The sequence below is a fragment of the Calothrix sp. PCC 6303 genome, from assembly GCF_000317435.1.
Classification (GTDB): Bacteria; Cyanobacteriota; Cyanobacteriia; order Cyanobacteriales; family Nostocaceae; genus PCC-6303.
This window is the reverse complement of record NC_019751.1, coordinates 884,317-901,344: the sequence shown is the minus strand read 5'-3', so window position 1 is coordinate 901,344 and position 17,028 is coordinate 884,317. Positions and strand designations below refer to the sequence as shown.

Genomic DNA, 17,028 nt, shown 5'->3' with positions numbered 1-17,028 from the left:
GTTTTTTAAACCTCAAACCCTTATTTCCTTGCACTTTCCCCGGATAGAAAATCCCGAAAGTATTGATAAATAAATGTTTTATAGTTATTCAGCAAGCCATACTTATTACTCATTACTCATTACTTATTACTTATTTTTTAACCTGTATTAGTACAAGGTTTGAGCATTGCTAACTTACTTAACCAAGCTTCAGCTTCTTTATGGTAAGGAAATTTACGTTCATCCTGCCGGAATTCTAAAGTATGAACCAAATGCCTACCATTGACAAATTTAGCACCATGGTATTTGTGTAAGAGTTCGTGATACAGCACAAATTCAACTACAAACTCTGGAATTCTCACATCATCCAAAGTCAAACTAATCACCACCCGATCCCTTGAAGGTTCATAATGACCAAATTGACGATAAGTTGGAATATGACTCCAAGAAAGACGCGGTTTATCTAAAGAACCACCAAAAAACTGATTATTTATCTTATTAAATGATCTATTTAAATCGTAATGCTTCCCAGCGGCATTTTCGGTTACAACTTCCACAATCAAATCCAATTCCAATAGCACACTACTATATTCTTCTGTATAGGCAAAATCTCGAATAATCGTGGTTGTTTCCTTAGTTTTGCCCAATAGCGAATCCCTCACCAATGCTTCTAAAATCTGATCGCTAGCATTCAAAAAACCCTCGCAGATAGTTAAGCTAACATCATTATCCAGCCTTCTCGCTCGGTATAATCCGGCAATATTTGTCAAATCGATACTCAGGTTTTCTATTTCCTCACAATGATTTTGACAAACCCTGCTAGCAATTTGAATCAGACGTTGGGTAGTCTTGAGGTGTGATTCTAGATTATTTCCAAGACTCAAAAATTTTAACCACGCATAAACCTGTCGAGAAGAATGAGTCAGATTTACAGGGGTTGCTTCAGCTAATGTACAATTTTGTTCAATTTCCCCAATAATCTGATTAATAATCTTCGCTAAAGCTTGGATATCCTGAGAATTTAGGCTCAAAGAATTGCTGATTTTACATATTTGATTGAGAATTGCCCGCTGTTGAGTCTTAATTTTCTTGATCCCAATAGTTTTAGGCAAAACTGGATTTGAGGAAATGCAAACCAAGGGTAAATTTTGCAAATCAATACTTTTAAGAAAATAATAAGCTTGACGCGATCGCGTTGACAAACTACTAGGCTTTATGTTCGCATCAGCACATAAGCTTTCAACACTTTCTACAGAAGTAGCAATAAATTCTTGAAATGCTGAAGCATCCTGGGGTTTAATGCCAGCTTTCAATCTATCTTTAGCTTTTTGAGCCGCTTTTACCAAGCCACGAATCTGCAACATGGTTATCATCTTTGCACAGTCAATTTGAAGCGAAAAACCTCAATCTCAAAACACTCATTCAATGGATCTTTTACTACGTTCACTGTCAAAATCAGGAAAGTAAACACCCAACTAGCATCAACCATCAGATTACAGAACTTTATATCTTACAGACTGACAGATCACTCACTCACAAAACTCACTAACAATATCATCATCTGCTTATCGTCACAGGTCAAGCGATGATGGACAGAGAAAATAAAATTTCCTGTTTGAGTTTGCCAAAATTGATGATCTTTACCGAAAATAATCTACCTGCTCATTGATAATATCATGTCTGCTAAATCACCCGTAATCTTTGATGCAAAACTTAGATCAGCCACTGCTTAATTGTAGAGTCAGCAGAGATGGGCTTCTCTCTAATTGAGAAAAAACAAGATCTCCAGATTCTAGCAGAAATTGGAGATCCGCGTTAAGTAGGTCAGTGTTGAAAATTATCGTTGTGGAGAGTCAGTAGTAAGTAGCAAATAGGTTTAAGCGCGAAGATTTGGGGCTTCCGTCTCCAAAAATAGTTTTCAAGAAGTTGTGTTTATTGTTACTTACTTATACAGAAATTAATAATTCTAAAAAGAAATCACCAAAGCCTTTACCAACCATCAACGTCAGAATTACCCCAGACTTCTAAGGCTAAATCATTCAAATAAATTAAGGCATTATCAATTTCAGCCGTTGTTCCCTGCAAACCCAAATCAAACCACCCATCACCAATTCCATTAGCACCTAAAACTGCGGCACTGATATTCACAACTAAGCCGTAATCTGACACTAAACGGGAAATCACTGGTTCTTGACGATAGTCTTTAGGAATCCTTACACGAATTCGTTTTTCAGTCAATCGGTTATCAATAGTCATAACTAGTACACCATCTGAGATTTTGGATTGGAAATTCCATAAAACTATTTAGAAACATAATCTACAACTAGTCTATCGGAATATCGTATAAACTGTGTTTAGTTATATATACTACAGAAATGTAGCCTTCATGGCAATAAAAATTTCCACCTTGCCGATTGGGAAAGTGGAGATTTTGAGGAAGGCTGAAGAAGGCAGTAGGGGTATTTTGAGATTAATGATGGGATGAAGACGCTTAGAACATAGATTCCTGACTGGTGAAAGAATTTGGAGATATGGGTACACCATCTTGAAAAACTAATAACTCACCTGGTTGAATTTGTGTCCACACCTCATTATCAGTTAGAGGAGTAGTAGCTATGACCGCAACGCGATCGCTTGGTGTAGTTAACTCGCTAAAATCAACAGTGACATCCTCATCAATTAAATGTGCCCCTGCAAAGGGTGCTTGGCGCACAATGTAATATAGTTTGGTGGAACAATGGGCAAAGAAGTAGTCACCATCCGAAAGTAGATAGTTAAATATTCCTTGGGTTGAAAGTGTTTTTGTCACATCATTCAGTACCGGGTAGAATTCATCTAGAGGTGGCTTACAATGAGGGAAATTCTGTTTTAAGGCTTCGAGAATATAGCAAAAAGCATTTTCACTATCAGTATTACCCACAGCTTGATAAAAACTCGTGTCCCTCGCTTGGAAACCAGGTAAATCCCCATTATGGGCAAAAACCCAATACCTCCCCCAAAGTTCGCGTCGGAAAGGATGACAATTTTCTAAAGTAATTTCACCTTGGGTTGCTTTACGAATATGGGATATGACATGAGTTGAGTGGATGGGATAAGCCCTAACTAACTCAGCAATGGGAGAATGAATTGAAGGTTTAACATCAATGAAAATCCGACATCCTTTATTTTCAAAGAAAGCTATTCCCCAACCATCGCGGTGTTCATCGGTTTTTCCACCCCTCGCACAAAAGCCCTCAAAGGAGAAACAAATATCCGTTGGGACATTACAATTCATTCCCAGCAGTTGGCACATGTTGGTTGCAGGTTATTTTACGGTAAACAGGGAACAGCAAACAGTGAACAGTGAACAGGGAACAGGGAACAGGGAACAGGGAACAGGGAACAGGGAAATTAATATACCTGATAAAACAAAGACTCCATTTTATTCAAGCTGATAACTGGTACCTGATAACTGATAACTGATTACACTAGTGTTTCCGGATATTATCGCTCAAAATAGTACGAATAGTTATAAAAATATATACCCAATACCATAAATGAAGCAAAAAATCAACAAAATCTTATCGCAATCAGGGGTTATTCCCTATCGGATAATCAATGGAAATGTTGAAGTTTTGTTAATTACAAGTAGAGAACGCCAAAATTGGGTTGTTCCCAAAGGTGGTGTAGTTAGGGGGATGAGTCCTGCTGATTCTGCTGCCAAGGAAGCATGGGAGGAAGCAGGAGTGATTGGCAAGGTTCATCAGGAGGAATTTGCTAGTTATAACTATTGTAAAAATGGCAAAACTTATTGCGTGGTGATGTATCCTTTGTCTGTTGAATATATTAGTGAGCATTATCCGGAAGCAAAACTACGTCAGCGGCAATGGGTTGATGTGAATACGGCGATTGATACAGTTAAGCCTGTTTTGCGGGGTGTTTTTCGGCAGTTTGGGGAAATGAATTTGCCTTCAAGCTGCGGAGAAGGAAAGGAGGAAGAAAGAGGCATTTGGAAATGGCTGAAACACTTGTTTGATTGAGTTAATCATGGATAAGATTGAGAGACGGGATCTATCCTGTTTCTACAAAGCTCCAGATTTCAACACAAAGTCGAAGATTTGATGTGCCATCTGTAATTTGGAACAGTGGGGAATATCAAATCTATTACCTTGTTTATCTAGGATAACTGCCTGGTTATAATCATACCCGAATCCGCTGTCTGGTTGGTCGATGGGGTTAGCAACAATTGCATCTAAGTTTTTTCGTTGTAATTTTTCCATTGCTGGTGTGATGATATCTCCAGTTTGGGCGGCAAAGCCAATTAGTTGTTGATGTGTTTGTTTACGACTGGCTAAAGCGGCAAGAATATCCGGTACAGGTGCTAAGGGCAAGGTTTCGGGAAGTTCCTTTTTGGCTAGTTTTTCCTTGCTGTAGTTTCTGGGTTTAACATCGGCAACCGCAGCAGACATTATTATTACATCTTGATTCCATAATTCTTCTATCATCGCTTGGCGCATTTCTTCGGCGGTGGTGCAGTGAATAGACTTGATGTTATGGGGAATGTTAGAGTTAATTGGCGCATGTACCAAGGTGACATTTCCCCCGCGATGCTGTGCTGCCTGTGCTAAAGCTAACCCCATTTTCCCTGTGGATGGGTTGCCAATGAATCTAACCGGATCTAAAAATTCGCGGGTTCCCCCAGCACTAATTAAAATGCGCTTTCCGGTGAGAGCGCGATCGCCTTTGGTGTGAAACAATGATTGGATATGGGTGACTATTTCCGACGGTTCTGTCATCCTTCCTTGCCCAACGCGGTCGCACGCCAGTAATCCGGATGATATTCCTGTGCTATGATATCTAGTATCTGTTAATAATAATTCCCAGTTACGCTGTACAGAAGCCTGTTCCCACATGTCGGTGTTCATCGCCGGGGCTAACAAAACTGGACAACGAGAAGCTAAAATTGTGTTGGTGAGTAAATTATCAGCAATTCCATGGACTAGCTTTCCAAGGGTGTTTGCTGTTAAAGGAGCAATCAGAATTATATCTGCCCATTCACCAAGTTCGATATGTAGTGGACGAGGCTGGCTTGATTGCCAAAAATTCTCATCAGTATAGGCTGAATTTCGGGATAATGTGCTAAAAGTCAGAGGAGTGACAAATTTTTGAGCAGAATTCGTCAAAATAACTTTAACTTCTACCCCAGATTTAAACAGAGTAGAAACAACCTCACAAACTTTGTAAGCAGCAATCCCACCACCAACAGCAACAACAACTCGGTAGGGTTGTGGGTTTGGGGAAATTTGAGAATTTGGATTAGGAGAAAATTGCATCGATAAACTGCAAGCCTGTTAGTTTATAATTATCAACAATTAACCTAATCCAAAATCAAAATCTAGAATTTCCAATCCTTAAGCTTCATCATAGGCTTCCAAATCGAGAAGGTGGATATACTCCTCCACTAACTCTGGACGTTGAAACGCGATCGCTCTTAATAAATGCCAATCATTTAAACCTTCAAAGGCGTTGCTGTAATTATCCTGTTCTAGACGAGTTGCCAACTCTCCGACATATTCAGCAGTCATGACTGCGATTTCTTTCTTGGAAATACTTAAAGTCTTCATCGTACTAGCCCCTCCCATAAGCAGCAAAACGCGTTTACTTCGGGTTAGATGCGCTTGACGCAACTACCCTATCTATATTACTCATTGATTGGATCTAATTTCGTGAAAATTTTCCGAATTTTTACACAACTGGGTAAAAATTCTGTAACTTGGACTACGGAATTACTTGAACAACGAAGTTCCGTAATCGTTCTAACATTTCCGGGTTGATTTCGTGTTCAGCATTAAACTCTTCATATTCTAACGCAGCCCCCACCGATTCCAAAGCTAATTTTATCCGTTGCGCGGCTTGTATTGGGACAACGCGATCGCTTGTTCCGTGCATAATTAGTATTTGGGGAAAATCTTGCTTAGTTGGGGGAATTGCATCCGGGTGTAAGTATCCACTCATCGCAACCAAACCCGCTAAAGGTAACTTTAAACCCACATCTAAAGTCATTGCACCCCCTTGGGAAAATCCGATTAGCATAGTTTTACTGAGGGGTATTCCTGTAGTTTCCGCCAAAGATAGTAACCAATCCCTTAACATTTCTCGAGATTCCAACAGTCCTTGGTACATATTTTCTGCCCTCAAGTCATACCAAGCTTTACCATTAACAACATTGGGATGGGGAAAAGGTGCTTCAGGAAAAATAAGCTGGTAATTGGACAACTTGAGATAAGCTGCTAGGGAAGCTAAATCATTGGCATTGGCACCCCATCCATGTAAAGCGACAATTAAACCTTGGGGCTTTTCGGCTGGGATAGTGATGGATTCTAAAGTCATGTGTAATTAGGGAGCATGTCACCATCCAGGATACAGGATTAGGGATGGTGAGATAAACGTCCAAGATTCAGAAACCCGTTTTTTCCATCACTCAGCACGATGATGACTAATTTGACGAGATTCAGAAACCCGGTTTTCCCATCACTCAGCACGATGATGACTAATTTGACGATAAAAACCGGGTTTCTCTCGTGAGACGAAAAATCGTGAACAACCTAATTTATTTCCTGAGATGAGAAGATCAGGTTATTGCGGATTAAGTGCTTTGCATCGGAAACCAGGCTTCTATCGGTTTTAAGTTTTTAGTGCTTTGTTTACCAAGCTGGTGAAACCTGGTTTCTGGAACAATCCCACAATCTTGTTTGAAAATCATGTTGTGGCTTCTCACACTTTTCAAACATCTTCTTGTACATAATGTTTGTTTTGGGTTATTTCATCATTAAAACAACCATCGCAAAACTGTAATTCTGCCATTTTAATTATTGATTAAGCACTTCGTTTTATAAGTATTTTCCATCTAGACGGTAGTTTGGAGAGGTGCCACAATCATGGCATATCGCTGATCAATTCAGTTTTTTAAGTCTTTAAATCAAAATAAATTATCTAAAATGTGGGAGTGAAGGTCATGAAATCAATTAATTTTTCTCTTAAAAAAGAATATTCTAACAAACCTAAAAACCGTCAAAAAAATAAATCTTTGTGGAAACCATCTGACACAATTCTCATGGGTGGATTGCTTGCTGCTGGGATTATTTCTGTTTGTACCATTGTTCCACCTCTTTTCTCTTCTTTTTCCTCATCTTTTTCGCTAATGTCTTCTGAAGAAGAATTATCCGAACAACATCCTACATCAATTCATTGGTTGCAAAATAGAGCAGAGTGCGAACGTTCAAAAAAAACCTGGAGTGATGGAAAATGCTGGGATGCAGAACACAATTTGATGTTTTAAATCCTTCCCGAACTTAGCAAAACTCTTTGTTTTGCATCTGATCAACGCTAATTTTATCAAATTCTTGACGTAAAGGAAGCGTAGGTTTATCGCTTCAGAAAGCCAGTTTTCCCATAACTCAGCAAGATGATTGCTAATTTAACGGATTCAGAAACCCGGTTTTCCCATAACTCAGCACAATGATTATGAATTTGATGATAAAAACCTGGTTTCTCTCGAAGACGAGAAATGGTGAACAACCTAATTTATCAGGTGAGATGAGAAGAGAAAGGTTGTTGCGGATTGATTTGTTTGCGTCGGAAACCAGGTTTATATCGGTTTTAAGTTTTTGGTTCTCCGTTTACCAGGGTGATGAAACCTGGTTTCTGGAATAAGTACACCTGATTTTCCTGATATTGTAATTTAAAGTCTGGCAGATTTTGCAGTTGCTTGAGCAAACTCTCAGCAAATTCTTTGTTGCTTAACCATCCAGGATGCCGAAGATTAAGTAAGACATACTCAAAGTCATTTAAATTTGGTGGGTTTGTGATGTCGGTGAATTTAATTAATTTGCGATGGGTGAGATGAGTGGAAATTGTCGCTGTTGTGAGTACACTACCAGGAGTTTTCACTAACATGACCGCATGTCGGGTAGAATGCCATGTATCTAAGGTTTTTAGATATTGTTCACCAAAGTAGGTGTATTTTCCCAATGCTAAAAATCCTACTATTGACCAGATAATTATCGCTTTGTGACTCCGTAACCAAAGTTGATTTGCTGCAAAGCTGCCAATAATTACTAAAATCAGAAATGGTACTACTGGTATTGAATATTGATTAACTAGATTTTTTTGGGCTGGGGAATCGGAAAGCAGGTTCAAAGCAATGCAAGGAATTGTGGCAATTAATGGTGTTATGGCTTTACGGGATATTGCCCAAGCAATTGGTATAAAAAGCAAAAATAAATATTCTAAATTAATGGCTGAAAATATTTTCCCCAGAAACAACTCTGGTTTGAAGAAGATATTTTTGACGATATCAAAAACAGAGTTTCCCAAATAACTATATCTACTCAACGCGGCGGCTTCTTTGCCACTAAAAAATGGGATGATCAGCTTGGAGGCGATCGCAAACCATAACAAACCTCCAAGAATCGTTAAAAATCCGTACCAACGTCGCTTTTCAAATACCAGCAACCAAAATCCCATTGCTGCGACAGTTAAGGATAAAACAGCTTTACATGCCAAAACCACCACAACACTTAAAGCATACCATCCGGGTTTCTTAGTTCTGGCTGCCAAAACAGCCATCAGTAAACCTGGTACAGCGATGACTTCGGGATGAAAATCATATAAATTGGCATTGAAAACCTGGGGATACAGCAAATAAGCTATTACCACAACTTTTGCTTGGGAAGATTTTAACCCAGCTTGCAGCGCTAAATCACGAACTGGTACCGCTGCAAATCCCAATGCGATCGCTTGCACTGCAAACAACCAATAAACACTAGGATATATCTTATAGAGTAATGCTAACGGATACCAAATTCCCGCCGCATGATCGCCCAAAATATGGTATCCCATAAAGGAAGAAATCGGAATTTCTCCCTGACTAATTAAATATACGGCTTGATCGAATATTCCCAAATCATAGGCATTCGATTTAAATAATATATGTCTGACACTACTACAGACAAACAAAACCACGATGCTACCCACAACTAACCCAGTTAAACCCTGATGCTGTGTTTTTTCATCCTCTACATCCAGAATAAGTCTATCCATAATGAGTACCAAGCATTTTATAGTGGAGGAATCTGTAAATCCTAAAAAAAATATGAAAAAAATTACTCTTCTCGGTTCTACTGGTTCAATTGGTACTCAAACCTTAGATATTGTCGCTCAATATCCGGATCAATTCCAGATTGTGGGTTTAGCAGCAGGTAATAATGTAGAAATGTTAGCTGCACAAATTCGCCAGTTTCAACCGAGTATAGCGGCTATTCGCTCCGAAGAAAAACTACCTGCCCTTAAAGCTGCAATTAGCGATGTTAATCCTCAACCCATCTTACTAGCAGGGGAAGCAGGTATCATCGAAGTTGCCCGTTACGGGGATTCCGAAAGTGTAGTTACAGGTATTGTGGGTTGTGCAGGTTTACTTCCCACCATTGCGGCAATCAAAGCAGGTAAAAATATTGCCCTAGCAAACAAAGAAACCTTGATTGCAGGTGCGCCCGTCGTGTTACCCTTGGTGGAAGAATACGGCGTGAAACTCTTACCTGCCGACTCCGAACATTCAGCCATCTTCCAATGTCTGCAAGGAGTTCCTGAAGGTGGTTTACGCAAAATAATTTTAACAGCCTCTGGTGGTTCTTTCCGCGACTGGGATGTCGAAAAATTAGCAAATGTCACCGTTGCTGATGCCTTAAAACATCCTAACTGGTCAATGGGGAAAAAAATCACCATCGACTCAGCAACTTTGATGAATAAAGGTTTGGAAGTAATTGAAGCGCATTATCTATTTGGCATGGATTACGAAAACATCGATATCGTCATCCATCCCCAAAGTATTATTCATTCCCTAATTGAACTCCAAGATACATCAGTCCTAGCACAATTAGGATGGGCAGACATGCGTCTTCCCCTACTTTATGCCATGTCCTACCCCGAAAGAATCCATACCGATTGGAAACCCCTAGATTTAGTCAAAGCTGGTAACTTAACCTTCCGTGAACCCGACCATGAAAAGTATCCCTGTATGAGATTAGCATACGCCGCAGGCAAAGCAGGGGGTTCCATGCCAGCAGTCCTCAACGCAGCAAACGAACAAGCAGTAGCCCTATTTTTAGATGAAAAAATCAGCTTTTTGGATATTCCTCGGTGCATTGAGACAGTATGCGATCGCTATCAGACTCAAAACAACACAAATCCATCTTTAGATGATATTCTAACCGCTGACACCTGGGCAAGAGAAGAAATTCTCGCAACATCTGAAAAACTAGAACATCAACCACAAATTATCTCTGTCGGCTAAGAATCTCAAGTTTTTGATCCTACTCTCCAAAAATACCAATTTGTAGGGTGTGTTAGACGCACGATTGTAATCATTGTAACCGATAATCTAAATGCGCCGTAACGCACCACTCACTTGGTGCTTATAAATGGTGCGTTACGCTGTCGCTTTTCTTTAATGCCGTCAGCCTATACACACCCTACGTATATTTTCAATAATCAAACCGGATTCCTATATAATCCTTATCTTTCCTCCAACTCTCATTTAATTTTGGATTTCAACTTGAACAATCATCAAACTAAATATCTCGTCAAACCCAGCGAAGACTTCTACTCACCTTTTTCTGAAGCTGAAATTACCAACATCATTCAAACTTTAGAAACCCGAAGAGAAATCCCCCTCAAATACTCCTACAAAGGTAGAGGTGCCAAAATCTGGAATAACTATTACATGAAATATATAGTTACTAGGTGGTATCGAAGGGCAAACTTAGAAAATAGCTTTTTAAAAGCAAACCTTAGCTATATTGACGGCACCTACCAAAATTGCGAAAAAGTAAATATCATCGATATTGGTTCTGGAAACTCTCACCCCATCAAAGAACTAATTACGCAACTCAATAAAACTGGGAAAATCAATAAATATATCGCATTAGATATCAGCGATAGCTTACTACAAATATCTCAAAAAAACTTTTCAAAGTGGTTTCCAAATATAGATTATACTCATTCTACAATCGACATCGAAAATGGAGAAATTGATCAAGAATTATTAAAAAGTTCAACCAATATCAAGACTGCTAATATCTTCCTACATTTAGGCGTGACAATTGGCAATCATCAAAACCGAATTCAAGTTTTTAAAAATTTGAGAAACAGCATGTCAAAAAAAGACTTGCTAATTTTCACCAACGAAATAGGTTCTAATTCTCAATGGGATGGATTTGCCAGAGGTGCTTACAAATATCAAGCAGAACAAATATATAAATGGATTAAAGACAAAATTGGCATCTTATCTCAAGATTGTGAACTCATCCGGAAATATGACTTACCGACGGATAGCATTGTTGCCAATATCAAATTTAAACGTCACTACACAATCAATTTTAGTCGCCAACAAACAAGTAAAAAAATTCATCTTCTTCCCGGTGACGAAATTACCATTTGGAGACATCATAAATGTCAAATGTCAGAACTCACCCAAGAAATGGAACAAGCTGGACTAAAACTAGTTCATCATACCACCAACCAGTATCAATCCCATGTCATGGTCATTTGCCAAATTTCTGAAAACTAAGACTTACCCATTGTCAGAAAATATTAAATATGGATTCTTTAAAAACATTACTCTCGTAGGGTTTGAGCAGTACCCATTGGTGTCAACTTAAGCAAAAAGGGTCGATTTAGATGTAATCTCAAAATATTGTTTTCGATGTGATAGGTGATACATCATGGCAAAAAAAAGACCAGCTAGAACAGGAAACCCCGATCTGCGTCAACAAAAACATGTGCCAACACCATCCATTGAAGAAATCGAGAAACAGATATTTTCATTGCTATCGCCTGCAAACTTCAAACCCCTAAAATCCTATGAACATAAAAAGGAACAAGAGGCAGAACAAAAGAAAAAATGGCGAGACAGAATATTGACTCTGCCAGTGATGATGGCGATAGTAGTGAGTCTAGTGTATCGGCAAATTCCAGGATTAAGAGAAGTAATTAGAGTCATCTCACAAGAGGGATTGTTATGGGTGGAGCCGATGCTGGTGAGTACTCAAGCATTGTCAAAACGATTACGAACACTGCCAATAGAACTGTTTGCAGAAATATTTGAGCAAGTAATGGCGAGAATTAGTGTACAACCCAGAAATCAGGTAGTACCAGAGAATTGGAAGCCAGTATGTGCAGAGTTCACAGCCATCTGGATTGCAGATGGGGTCAACACTCGAAGCACTCAGAAGAAAACTCAAAGCACTCAAAGGACAACAAAAAACACTGGCGGGGAAAATCATGATGGTGGTAGAGGCGTTTAACCATCATCCAGTGACAACCTGGTATACAAACAACAGTAAAGCTAATGATAAAACTTGGTGTGACAAATTACTTGAGCGTTTACCAATTGGTGGATTGCTAATTTTTGATTTAGGGTTTTTTAAATTCCCTTGGTTCGATGCATTTACATCATCTGATAAGTTTTTCTTGACACGACTACGAGAAAAAACTTCTTACAAGGTGATTCGTTGTTTGACCAATGCCCCATTCTACCGTGATGAAATTATTGACATGGGAGAATACCGTTCTAACCCTTGTCAGCGTCCAGTTCGCTTAGTTTCTGTGTTGTGGGGTTCAACTTGGTACTACTACCTGACAAATGTACTTGACCCCCAAAAGTTGTCTGCACAGCAGGTCTGTGAATTATATCGCAGGCGTTGGCGTGTTGAAGACGCATTTTTGCTCACAAAACGACTTTTGGGTTTGGCTTATATTTGGGTTGGCGATACCAACGGCGTACAAATCCAAATTTTTGCCACTTGGATTTTTTATGCTGTTCTCAATCAATTGTGTATTGATGTGGCTGTGGCTTTGAATCAACCATTAGACCTTATTTCTACTGAAATGGTTTTTCGTAGTTTATACCATTTCTCTGCTGCTGTTCTCCGTGGTGAGGCGGCTGACGTTGTGAGCTATCTTGTGGAACGTCACAAGCTGTTTGGATTAGTCAAATACAGGCGTAAGCGCCATCGAGAGATTGACGCTTACACCCAACAAATTTGGGCTTTATCTTCTTAAGTTGACACCAATGGTACCAACCCCCTACAATTTACCATTAAATTCACGCTGAACGAAGCCTAAAAGTACCTACCTCAATATAGCGTTTCCAACTCCGATGAGGTATAAAAGAACCCCACCCGCTAGCGGGTGGGGTTGTATTTCACTCAATTAGGAAATGCCATAAGGGACTTCCAGAAAATAAAATATCCTGTGATTTGGGTAGCGTTCGATGGTTCCTGAGCCTGTCGGAACGAAGTGTACCGGAGGTAAGGACTGAGCGCTCACGCCGAAATCTTGCCCGAAAATACAGGTAGGGATTCTTATTGCACAATAGAAAACTGGATAATTATTTAATTGGAAGTCCCTAACACCTTGATGTACTTGTACAGTGTATAAGTTATCAAAACGTGTAAAACCTTTACAAAATATTGATAACTGTAAGTAAATACACACAACTATAGAGAATAATTGTATATTGAGTATCTGGGTAAAAAGTGGTGTGGATGTTCTTTCCGCTTAATTATTCAATTATTTTTACTTTTTCCTAATCTAGCTTACAACCAGTGTATACATACACAAAATACATACATAAAAACCTGAAAATTTCCTTTCTTCCTGAAAAGATGAATTATGTATAGAAATTTGAATTTTATACATAATTGTAATCAAGAATAATTGCATCAATAATCAGAAAAATCTATGCTTATACCCTTAATTATTACTTGGTTTGTTTTTACAATTTTAGTCAGATTACTTAAAATCACATTTACCCATGCTTTGATGATTGCCACAATCGTTTTCTTATTGCAAGTCGGTTATGGGGTTACACCTCAAAAGATTTTTGATTTCATCATCAACTTACCAGGAAATTTTAGCCAAACCAGAGGAAGATGAGATACCGCAGATTTCGTGTGATTTTCCCAATCTCAAACCCGGTAAACCTCGTCTATCTTGAGAACTGTAGTTTTGCGTAAACACCCTGAGATTCCTTTCCTACATGGCTGTTTTACGCATTTAAATCGCTACAAAACTCCGGGTTTCATTATGGACAAGATTCACGTATCTTTGTCTATATTTTTTTCTTGATCCCAAAAAACCTGAAAAGATTTTGGATTAATTTATCTTAGGATTAGCAATTAAATAATATACATATCTTGTGGAATGGGCAGCGTTGGACTGAGCGCTCACGCGGAAGTCTTGCCCGTTAATCTAATTATGCAGGCAGTAAAACTTGCATTTTATTTAATATGCATTCCTTAAAATTGAACCATCAGATAGCACAACCTCCCAGCACGGATCAAACCTTTAACTTTGACAAAGCATCTTTGAAAGTTGCAGGTAACTGACGCATAATCTTACCGCGATCGCGGTCTACTGCAACTAGCGTCACTTTCGCGCTAAGATACAACTTCTGTTGGTCAACAGAGGTAATTACTTGTTCACAATTAATTCTAACTCCAGTCACTTCGGAGATCCGAGTCTTTAGCACCCCACTCATCCCTAGCTTTAAGCTTTGATGATACCGCAAAGATAATTCCACAACAGGTAACTCACACCCTAAAGCAACTATATCGCCGTAATCAACACCAACAGAACGTAAACATTCAATTCTCCCTTCTTCCATCCAAGCAAGATACGCACCATGCCAAACAATACCACCATGATCAGTATGGTGGGGATATACCCTGATTGGATATTCTAACCAGTCGGCAAATGACTCTGTTTTAGAAGGGTTAGTAATGCTACCAGTTGGGGATAACTGTGGTTGTTTTACTTTTTTTTCAGACATCTTAAATCTCTTTGACAAGTATCAGCAAAGTTTGATATCTGGAATCTTATAAAAGTTAACTAGGATATGCAATAACTTTAATTAGCTAATTGAATCATGCTGGGCTAATCATTGGCGATAAAAATTTCCGCGTCATGATTAAGCGTCAGCTTTCAAGGGAACTCGATATAGTCATCTAAAATTAGGAAAAACTTTGACACAGACTAAATAGCGCGCAGAATGAGTAAGTCTTGAGGAATGGTAACACCTAACAGCTATATCTAACTAGCTATTGGCAATTCCCAAAATCGAAACTTAATCATTGGCTTGCGAGTATTTCGACAAAATCATGAATCTGATAGTTATCGCTTGGCAAGAGTTTTAGCAGATGTATTAGATTGCATCGATTGCTTAACAATATTAGCAAGTTCCTGTAGCTGGTTTACAGCTTCAGCGCCTTCTAACTTCATCAACTCACGATCATCACGCATTTCTGTCCAAGTAATCCCATAATCCGATACCAGAAACCGAATTAGATGATTCTCTCCTAAGCTAACCATGAATGAAGCACTATTCATTTGATCGCCACAGGTGTAGCACGATGCGGGATAACCTCTTCTTTCGAGGACAATTGCCAATGCTTGTAGGTTCATAACCAAGTCTTGGACAAATTGTCGATGTTGCTGCGCTAGTCTTAGAAACACTTATGAACTCCTCACACCACTATAGGTTTTGTGTTCTTTTAGATTTTTTTTAGATTTTCTCATGAACTGGTATTGTACACTAAACAATACTCGTACCATGTATTCTACAAGGTTCCATAATAACTACATATATCTAAGGTAGTTCATAGGAACTTTTGCTGCCGTATCAAACTATTCACTTTGGGAACTAACAATATCGGACAGAATCACTGAAACTAGTTTTGCCTTACTGTTGTTTTTCTCAATCGGAAGTTGCTGCAAACACTGATTCCGCTTTAAGAGTAACTCAGAACGGCAATAAGTCAAGCCCTGAAAAGCTATAAATAGCACATATTTTTCCGGTTTGCGGTGGTTTGTGCTACATATTTCTTTTGAGTCGTAGTTTCACGTATTTTTACGACTATTTTTAAATCCAATCAATCTCCACGTAGTGTAATTGCTATCCTGAGTATGACCATAATTGTTCGGAAGATGCAAGTTTAGTGGAATACTTCGGGTTTAGAATGGGTCACAACTACGGGTTAGTTGACTTCTTCTGTACTAGATATCGTTTTACAAACAGAATTGCTGTGATCAGGCAAGTTGATGTTTTGCCTAGAAGATAAATTCAGATCAAGTTATGCAATTACTGTTGTGATTGATTTTGAGTTTTGGTAGATGCTTCAGTCGCAGTTAGTTTTGAGATTTAGAATTAGTCCTTAAGGGACTTCCAGAAAGTAAAATATCCTGTGGTTTGGGCAGCGTTCGATGGTTCCTGAGCCTGTCGGAACGAAGTGTACCGGAGGTAAGGACTGAGCGCTCACGCCGAAGTCTTGCCCGAAAAGGTAGGGAGGGATACTCGGAAGTTTTGCGGGACGGAAACCGACACCACCAACTTTTCTCTCTTCCACAATAGAAAATAGGATAATTATTTAATTGGAAGTCCCTAATTTAGTTTCAGATCGAAAGATGCAACCAAAGATAACCCTTTATCACTATTGTTGGGGGAAACCAATAAAGTGTCTGACTAATCACTAACGATACTTAAGTGTAAGCTTGTAATGTTGCCATTTAGGCAGTTTTATTTCTTAAACATTTGTAAAACGGTAGCATAAGCTACTTAAATACTCAAAGTATGAAGAAAAATAACTAAATAAAAACAAATAAATCAATAAATAAATTAATAAATAAATAAATAAATTAATTAATTAATTTATTTATTAATAAAAGACGACCCACCAAGTCGTCTGTGGGTCGTGGGCAGAGATAATAAATCTGATTGGAAATAATTACACAACTTCCCACCAACCAAAGGCAGGACCAATAAATCGAATGATAATCCAAATGACAACCATTCCGCCGATGCCGAACCAGGCACCGCGAGTACTCCATTCCACGAATAACTGAGCTTGTTTTTTCGTAATTGGAGACCAGGAAAAAATACGTTCTTGGCTGGTGCCGTAATTTTCCCCTAAAGTTGTTTTGCGACGTTTTGCTTCACCCATAGTTTTTTATAGT

The 17,028-nt window shown here is 38.8% G+C and carries 15 protein-coding genes and 1 pseudogene; 6 read left to right on the top strand and 10 right to left on the bottom strand.

Annotated elements, in window-relative coordinates:
• Positions 1-137: 137 nt before the first annotated feature.
• From CAL6303_RS03710 to CAL6303_RS03700, 3 genes are all read right to left on the bottom strand, one after another.
• The gene (locus CAL6303_RS03710; protein WP_015196488.1) at positions 138-1,343 is read right to left on the bottom strand and encodes a M48 family metallopeptidase; all 1,206 of its coding nucleotides are present in this window, start codon (positions 1,341-1,343) and stop codon (positions 138-140) included.
• Between the two features lie 625 nt (positions 1,344-1,968).
• Positions 1,969-2,235 (bottom strand): NIL domain-containing protein, encoded by a 267-nt coding sequence (locus CAL6303_RS03705; RefSeq protein ID WP_015196487.1) that lies wholly within the window; start codon positions 2,233-2,235, stop codon positions 1,969-1,971.
• Positions 2,236-2,470: 235 nt separating this feature from the next.
• Entirely contained in the window at positions 2,471-3,271 is an 801-nt protein-coding gene (locus tag CAL6303_RS03700) for a class II glutamine amidotransferase (protein ID WP_015196486.1), read from the bottom strand.
• Positions 3,272-3,515: 244 nt separating this feature from the next.
• Between CAL6303_RS03700 and CAL6303_RS03695 the strand changes: the two genes are divergently transcribed.
• A complete protein-coding gene (locus tag CAL6303_RS03695; RefSeq protein ID WP_015196485.1) occupies positions 3,516-3,998 on the top strand; it encodes an NUDIX hydrolase in 483 nt (160 codons plus the stop codon).
• A gap of 42 nt (positions 3,999-4,040) precedes the next feature.
• On the opposite strand, the gene coaBC is transcribed toward CAL6303_RS03695, so the two are convergent.
• The 3 genes from coaBC to CAL6303_RS03680 form a co-directional block, all read right to left on the bottom strand.
• Positions 4,041-5,291, bottom strand: coding sequence for a bifunctional phosphopantothenoylcysteine decarboxylase/phosphopantothenate--cysteine ligase CoaBC (coaBC, locus tag CAL6303_RS03690; RefSeq protein ID WP_015196484.1), 1,251 nt, complete (start codon positions 5,289-5,291; stop codon positions 4,041-4,043).
• 78 nt (positions 5,292-5,369) lie between these two features.
• Complete coding sequence (locus CAL6303_RS03685; RefSeq protein WP_041739050.1) at positions 5,370-5,582, bottom strand: DUF2555 domain-containing protein; 213 nt, start codon at positions 5,580-5,582, stop codon at positions 5,370-5,372.
• A gap of 154 nt (positions 5,583-5,736) precedes the next feature.
• Positions 5,737-6,348 carry an alpha/beta hydrolase gene (locus CAL6303_RS03680; protein ID WP_015196482.1) on the bottom strand — a complete coding sequence of 204 codons (612 nt, stop codon included), beginning with the start codon at positions 6,346-6,348 and terminating at the stop codon, positions 5,737-5,739.
• 625 nt (positions 6,349-6,973) lie between these two features.
• On the opposite strand from CAL6303_RS03680, the gene CAL6303_RS28330 reads away from it, so the two are divergent.
• Positions 6,974-7,297 carry a hypothetical protein gene (locus CAL6303_RS28330; protein WP_015196481.1) on the top strand — a complete coding sequence of 108 codons (324 nt, stop codon included), beginning with the start codon at positions 6,974-6,976 and terminating at the stop codon, positions 7,295-7,297.
• Positions 7,298-7,617: 320 nt separating this feature from the next.
• Here CAL6303_RS28330 and CAL6303_RS03670 read toward each other — a convergent pair whose 3' ends face one another.
• Positions 7,618-9,060, bottom strand: coding sequence for a DUF2079 domain-containing protein (locus CAL6303_RS03670; RefSeq protein ID WP_015196480.1), 1,443 nt, complete (start codon positions 9,058-9,060; stop codon positions 7,618-7,620).
• Between the two features lie 52 nt (positions 9,061-9,112).
• On the opposite strand from CAL6303_RS03670, the gene dxr reads away from it, so the two are divergent.
• The 4 genes and pseudogenes from dxr (at position 9,113) to CAL6303_RS03650 (ending at position 13,953) form a co-directional block, all read left to right on the top strand.
• A complete protein-coding gene (gene dxr, locus CAL6303_RS03665) occupies positions 9,113-10,309 on the top strand; it encodes a 1-deoxy-D-xylulose-5-phosphate reductoisomerase (RefSeq protein WP_041740252.1) in 1,197 nt (398 codons plus the stop codon).
• 156 nt (positions 10,310-10,465) lie between these two features.
• The gene (locus CAL6303_RS03660; RefSeq protein ID WP_015196478.1) at positions 10,466-11,584 is read left to right on the top strand and encodes an L-histidine N(alpha)-methyltransferase; all 1,119 of its coding nucleotides are present in this window, start codon (positions 10,466-10,468) and stop codon (positions 11,582-11,584) included.
• A gap of 154 nt (positions 11,585-11,738) precedes the next feature.
• Positions 11,739-13,077: pseudogene (locus tag CAL6303_RS03655) on the top strand (IS4 family transposase).
• Between the two features lie 681 nt (positions 13,078-13,758).
• Complete coding sequence (locus CAL6303_RS03650) at positions 13,759-13,953, top strand: hypothetical protein (protein WP_015196477.1); 195 nt, start codon at positions 13,759-13,761, stop codon at positions 13,951-13,953.
• Between the two features lie 403 nt (positions 13,954-14,356).
• Here the strand turns inward: CAL6303_RS03650 and CAL6303_RS03645 are convergent, their stop codons facing one another.
• The 3 genes from CAL6303_RS03645 to CAL6303_RS03635 all read right to left on the bottom strand — a co-directional run bounded on the left by CAL6303_RS03645 (position 14,357) and on the right by CAL6303_RS03635 (position 17,015).
• Positions 14,357-14,848 carry an acyl-CoA thioesterase gene (locus CAL6303_RS03645; RefSeq protein WP_015196476.1) on the bottom strand — a complete coding sequence of 164 codons (492 nt, stop codon included), beginning with the start codon at positions 14,846-14,848 and terminating at the stop codon, positions 14,357-14,359.
• Between the two features lie 341 nt (positions 14,849-15,189).
• Complete coding sequence (locus CAL6303_RS03640; RefSeq protein ID WP_015196475.1) at positions 15,190-15,531, bottom strand: DUF1815 family protein; 342 nt, start codon at positions 15,529-15,531, stop codon at positions 15,190-15,192.
• Positions 15,532-16,799: 1,268 nt separating this feature from the next.
• Positions 16,800-17,015, bottom strand: a complete 216-nt coding sequence (locus tag CAL6303_RS03635; RefSeq protein ID WP_015196474.1) for a DUF2839 domain-containing protein — start codon at positions 17,013-17,015, stop codon at positions 16,800-16,802.
• Positions 17,016-17,028 lie beyond the last annotated feature (13 nt).

Bases quoted from the DNA above. Each gene is read 5' to 3' on its own strand.
- CAL6303_RS03635 (WP_015196474.1), bottom strand. From the start codon at position 17,015: ATGGGTGAAGCAAAACGTCGCAAAACAACTTTAGGGGAAAATTACGGC.
- CAL6303_RS03700 (WP_015196486.1), bottom strand. From the start codon at position 3,271: ATGTGCCAACTGCTGGGAATGAATTGTAATGTCCCAACGGATATTTGT.
- coaBC (WP_015196484.1), bottom strand. From the start codon at position 5,291: ATGCAATTTTCTCCTAATCCAAATTCTCAAATTTCCCCAAACCCACAA.
- CAL6303_RS03685 (WP_041739050.1), bottom strand. From the start codon at position 5,582: ATGAAGACTTTAAGTATTTCCAAGAAAGAAATCGCAGTCATGACTGCT.
- CAL6303_RS03670 (WP_015196480.1), bottom strand. From the start codon at position 9,060: ATGGATAGACTTATTCTGGATGTAGAGGATGAAAAAACACAGCATCAG.
- CAL6303_RS03645 (WP_015196476.1), bottom strand. From the start codon at position 14,848: ATGTCTGAAAAAAAAGTAAAACAACCACAGTTATCCCCAACTGGTAGC.
- CAL6303_RS03660 (WP_015196478.1), top strand. From the start codon at position 10,466: ATGCCGTCAGCCTATACACACCCTACGTATATTTTCAATAATCAAACC.
- CAL6303_RS03650 (WP_015196477.1), top strand. From the start codon at position 13,759: ATGCTTATACCCTTAATTATTACTTGGTTTGTTTTTACAATTTTAGTC.
- CAL6303_RS28330 (WP_015196481.1), top strand. From the start codon at position 6,974: ATGAAATCAATTAATTTTTCTCTTAAAAAAGAATATTCTAACAAACCT.
- CAL6303_RS03695 (WP_015196485.1), top strand. From the start codon at position 3,516: ATGAAGCAAAAAATCAACAAAATCTTATCGCAATCAGGGGTTATTCCC.
- CAL6303_RS03680 (WP_015196482.1), bottom strand. From the start codon at position 6,348: ATGACTTTAGAATCCATCACTATCCCAGCCGAAAAGCCCCAAGGTTTA.
- CAL6303_RS03705 (WP_015196487.1), bottom strand. From the start codon at position 2,235: ATGACTATTGATAACCGATTGACTGAAAAACGAATTCGTGTAAGGATT.
- dxr (WP_041740252.1), top strand. From the start codon at position 9,113: ATGAAAAAAATTACTCTTCTCGGTTCTACTGGTTCAATTGGTACTCAA.
- CAL6303_RS03710 (WP_015196488.1), bottom strand. From the start codon at position 1,343: ATGTTGCAGATTCGTGGCTTGGTAAAAGCGGCTCAAAAAGCTAAAGAT.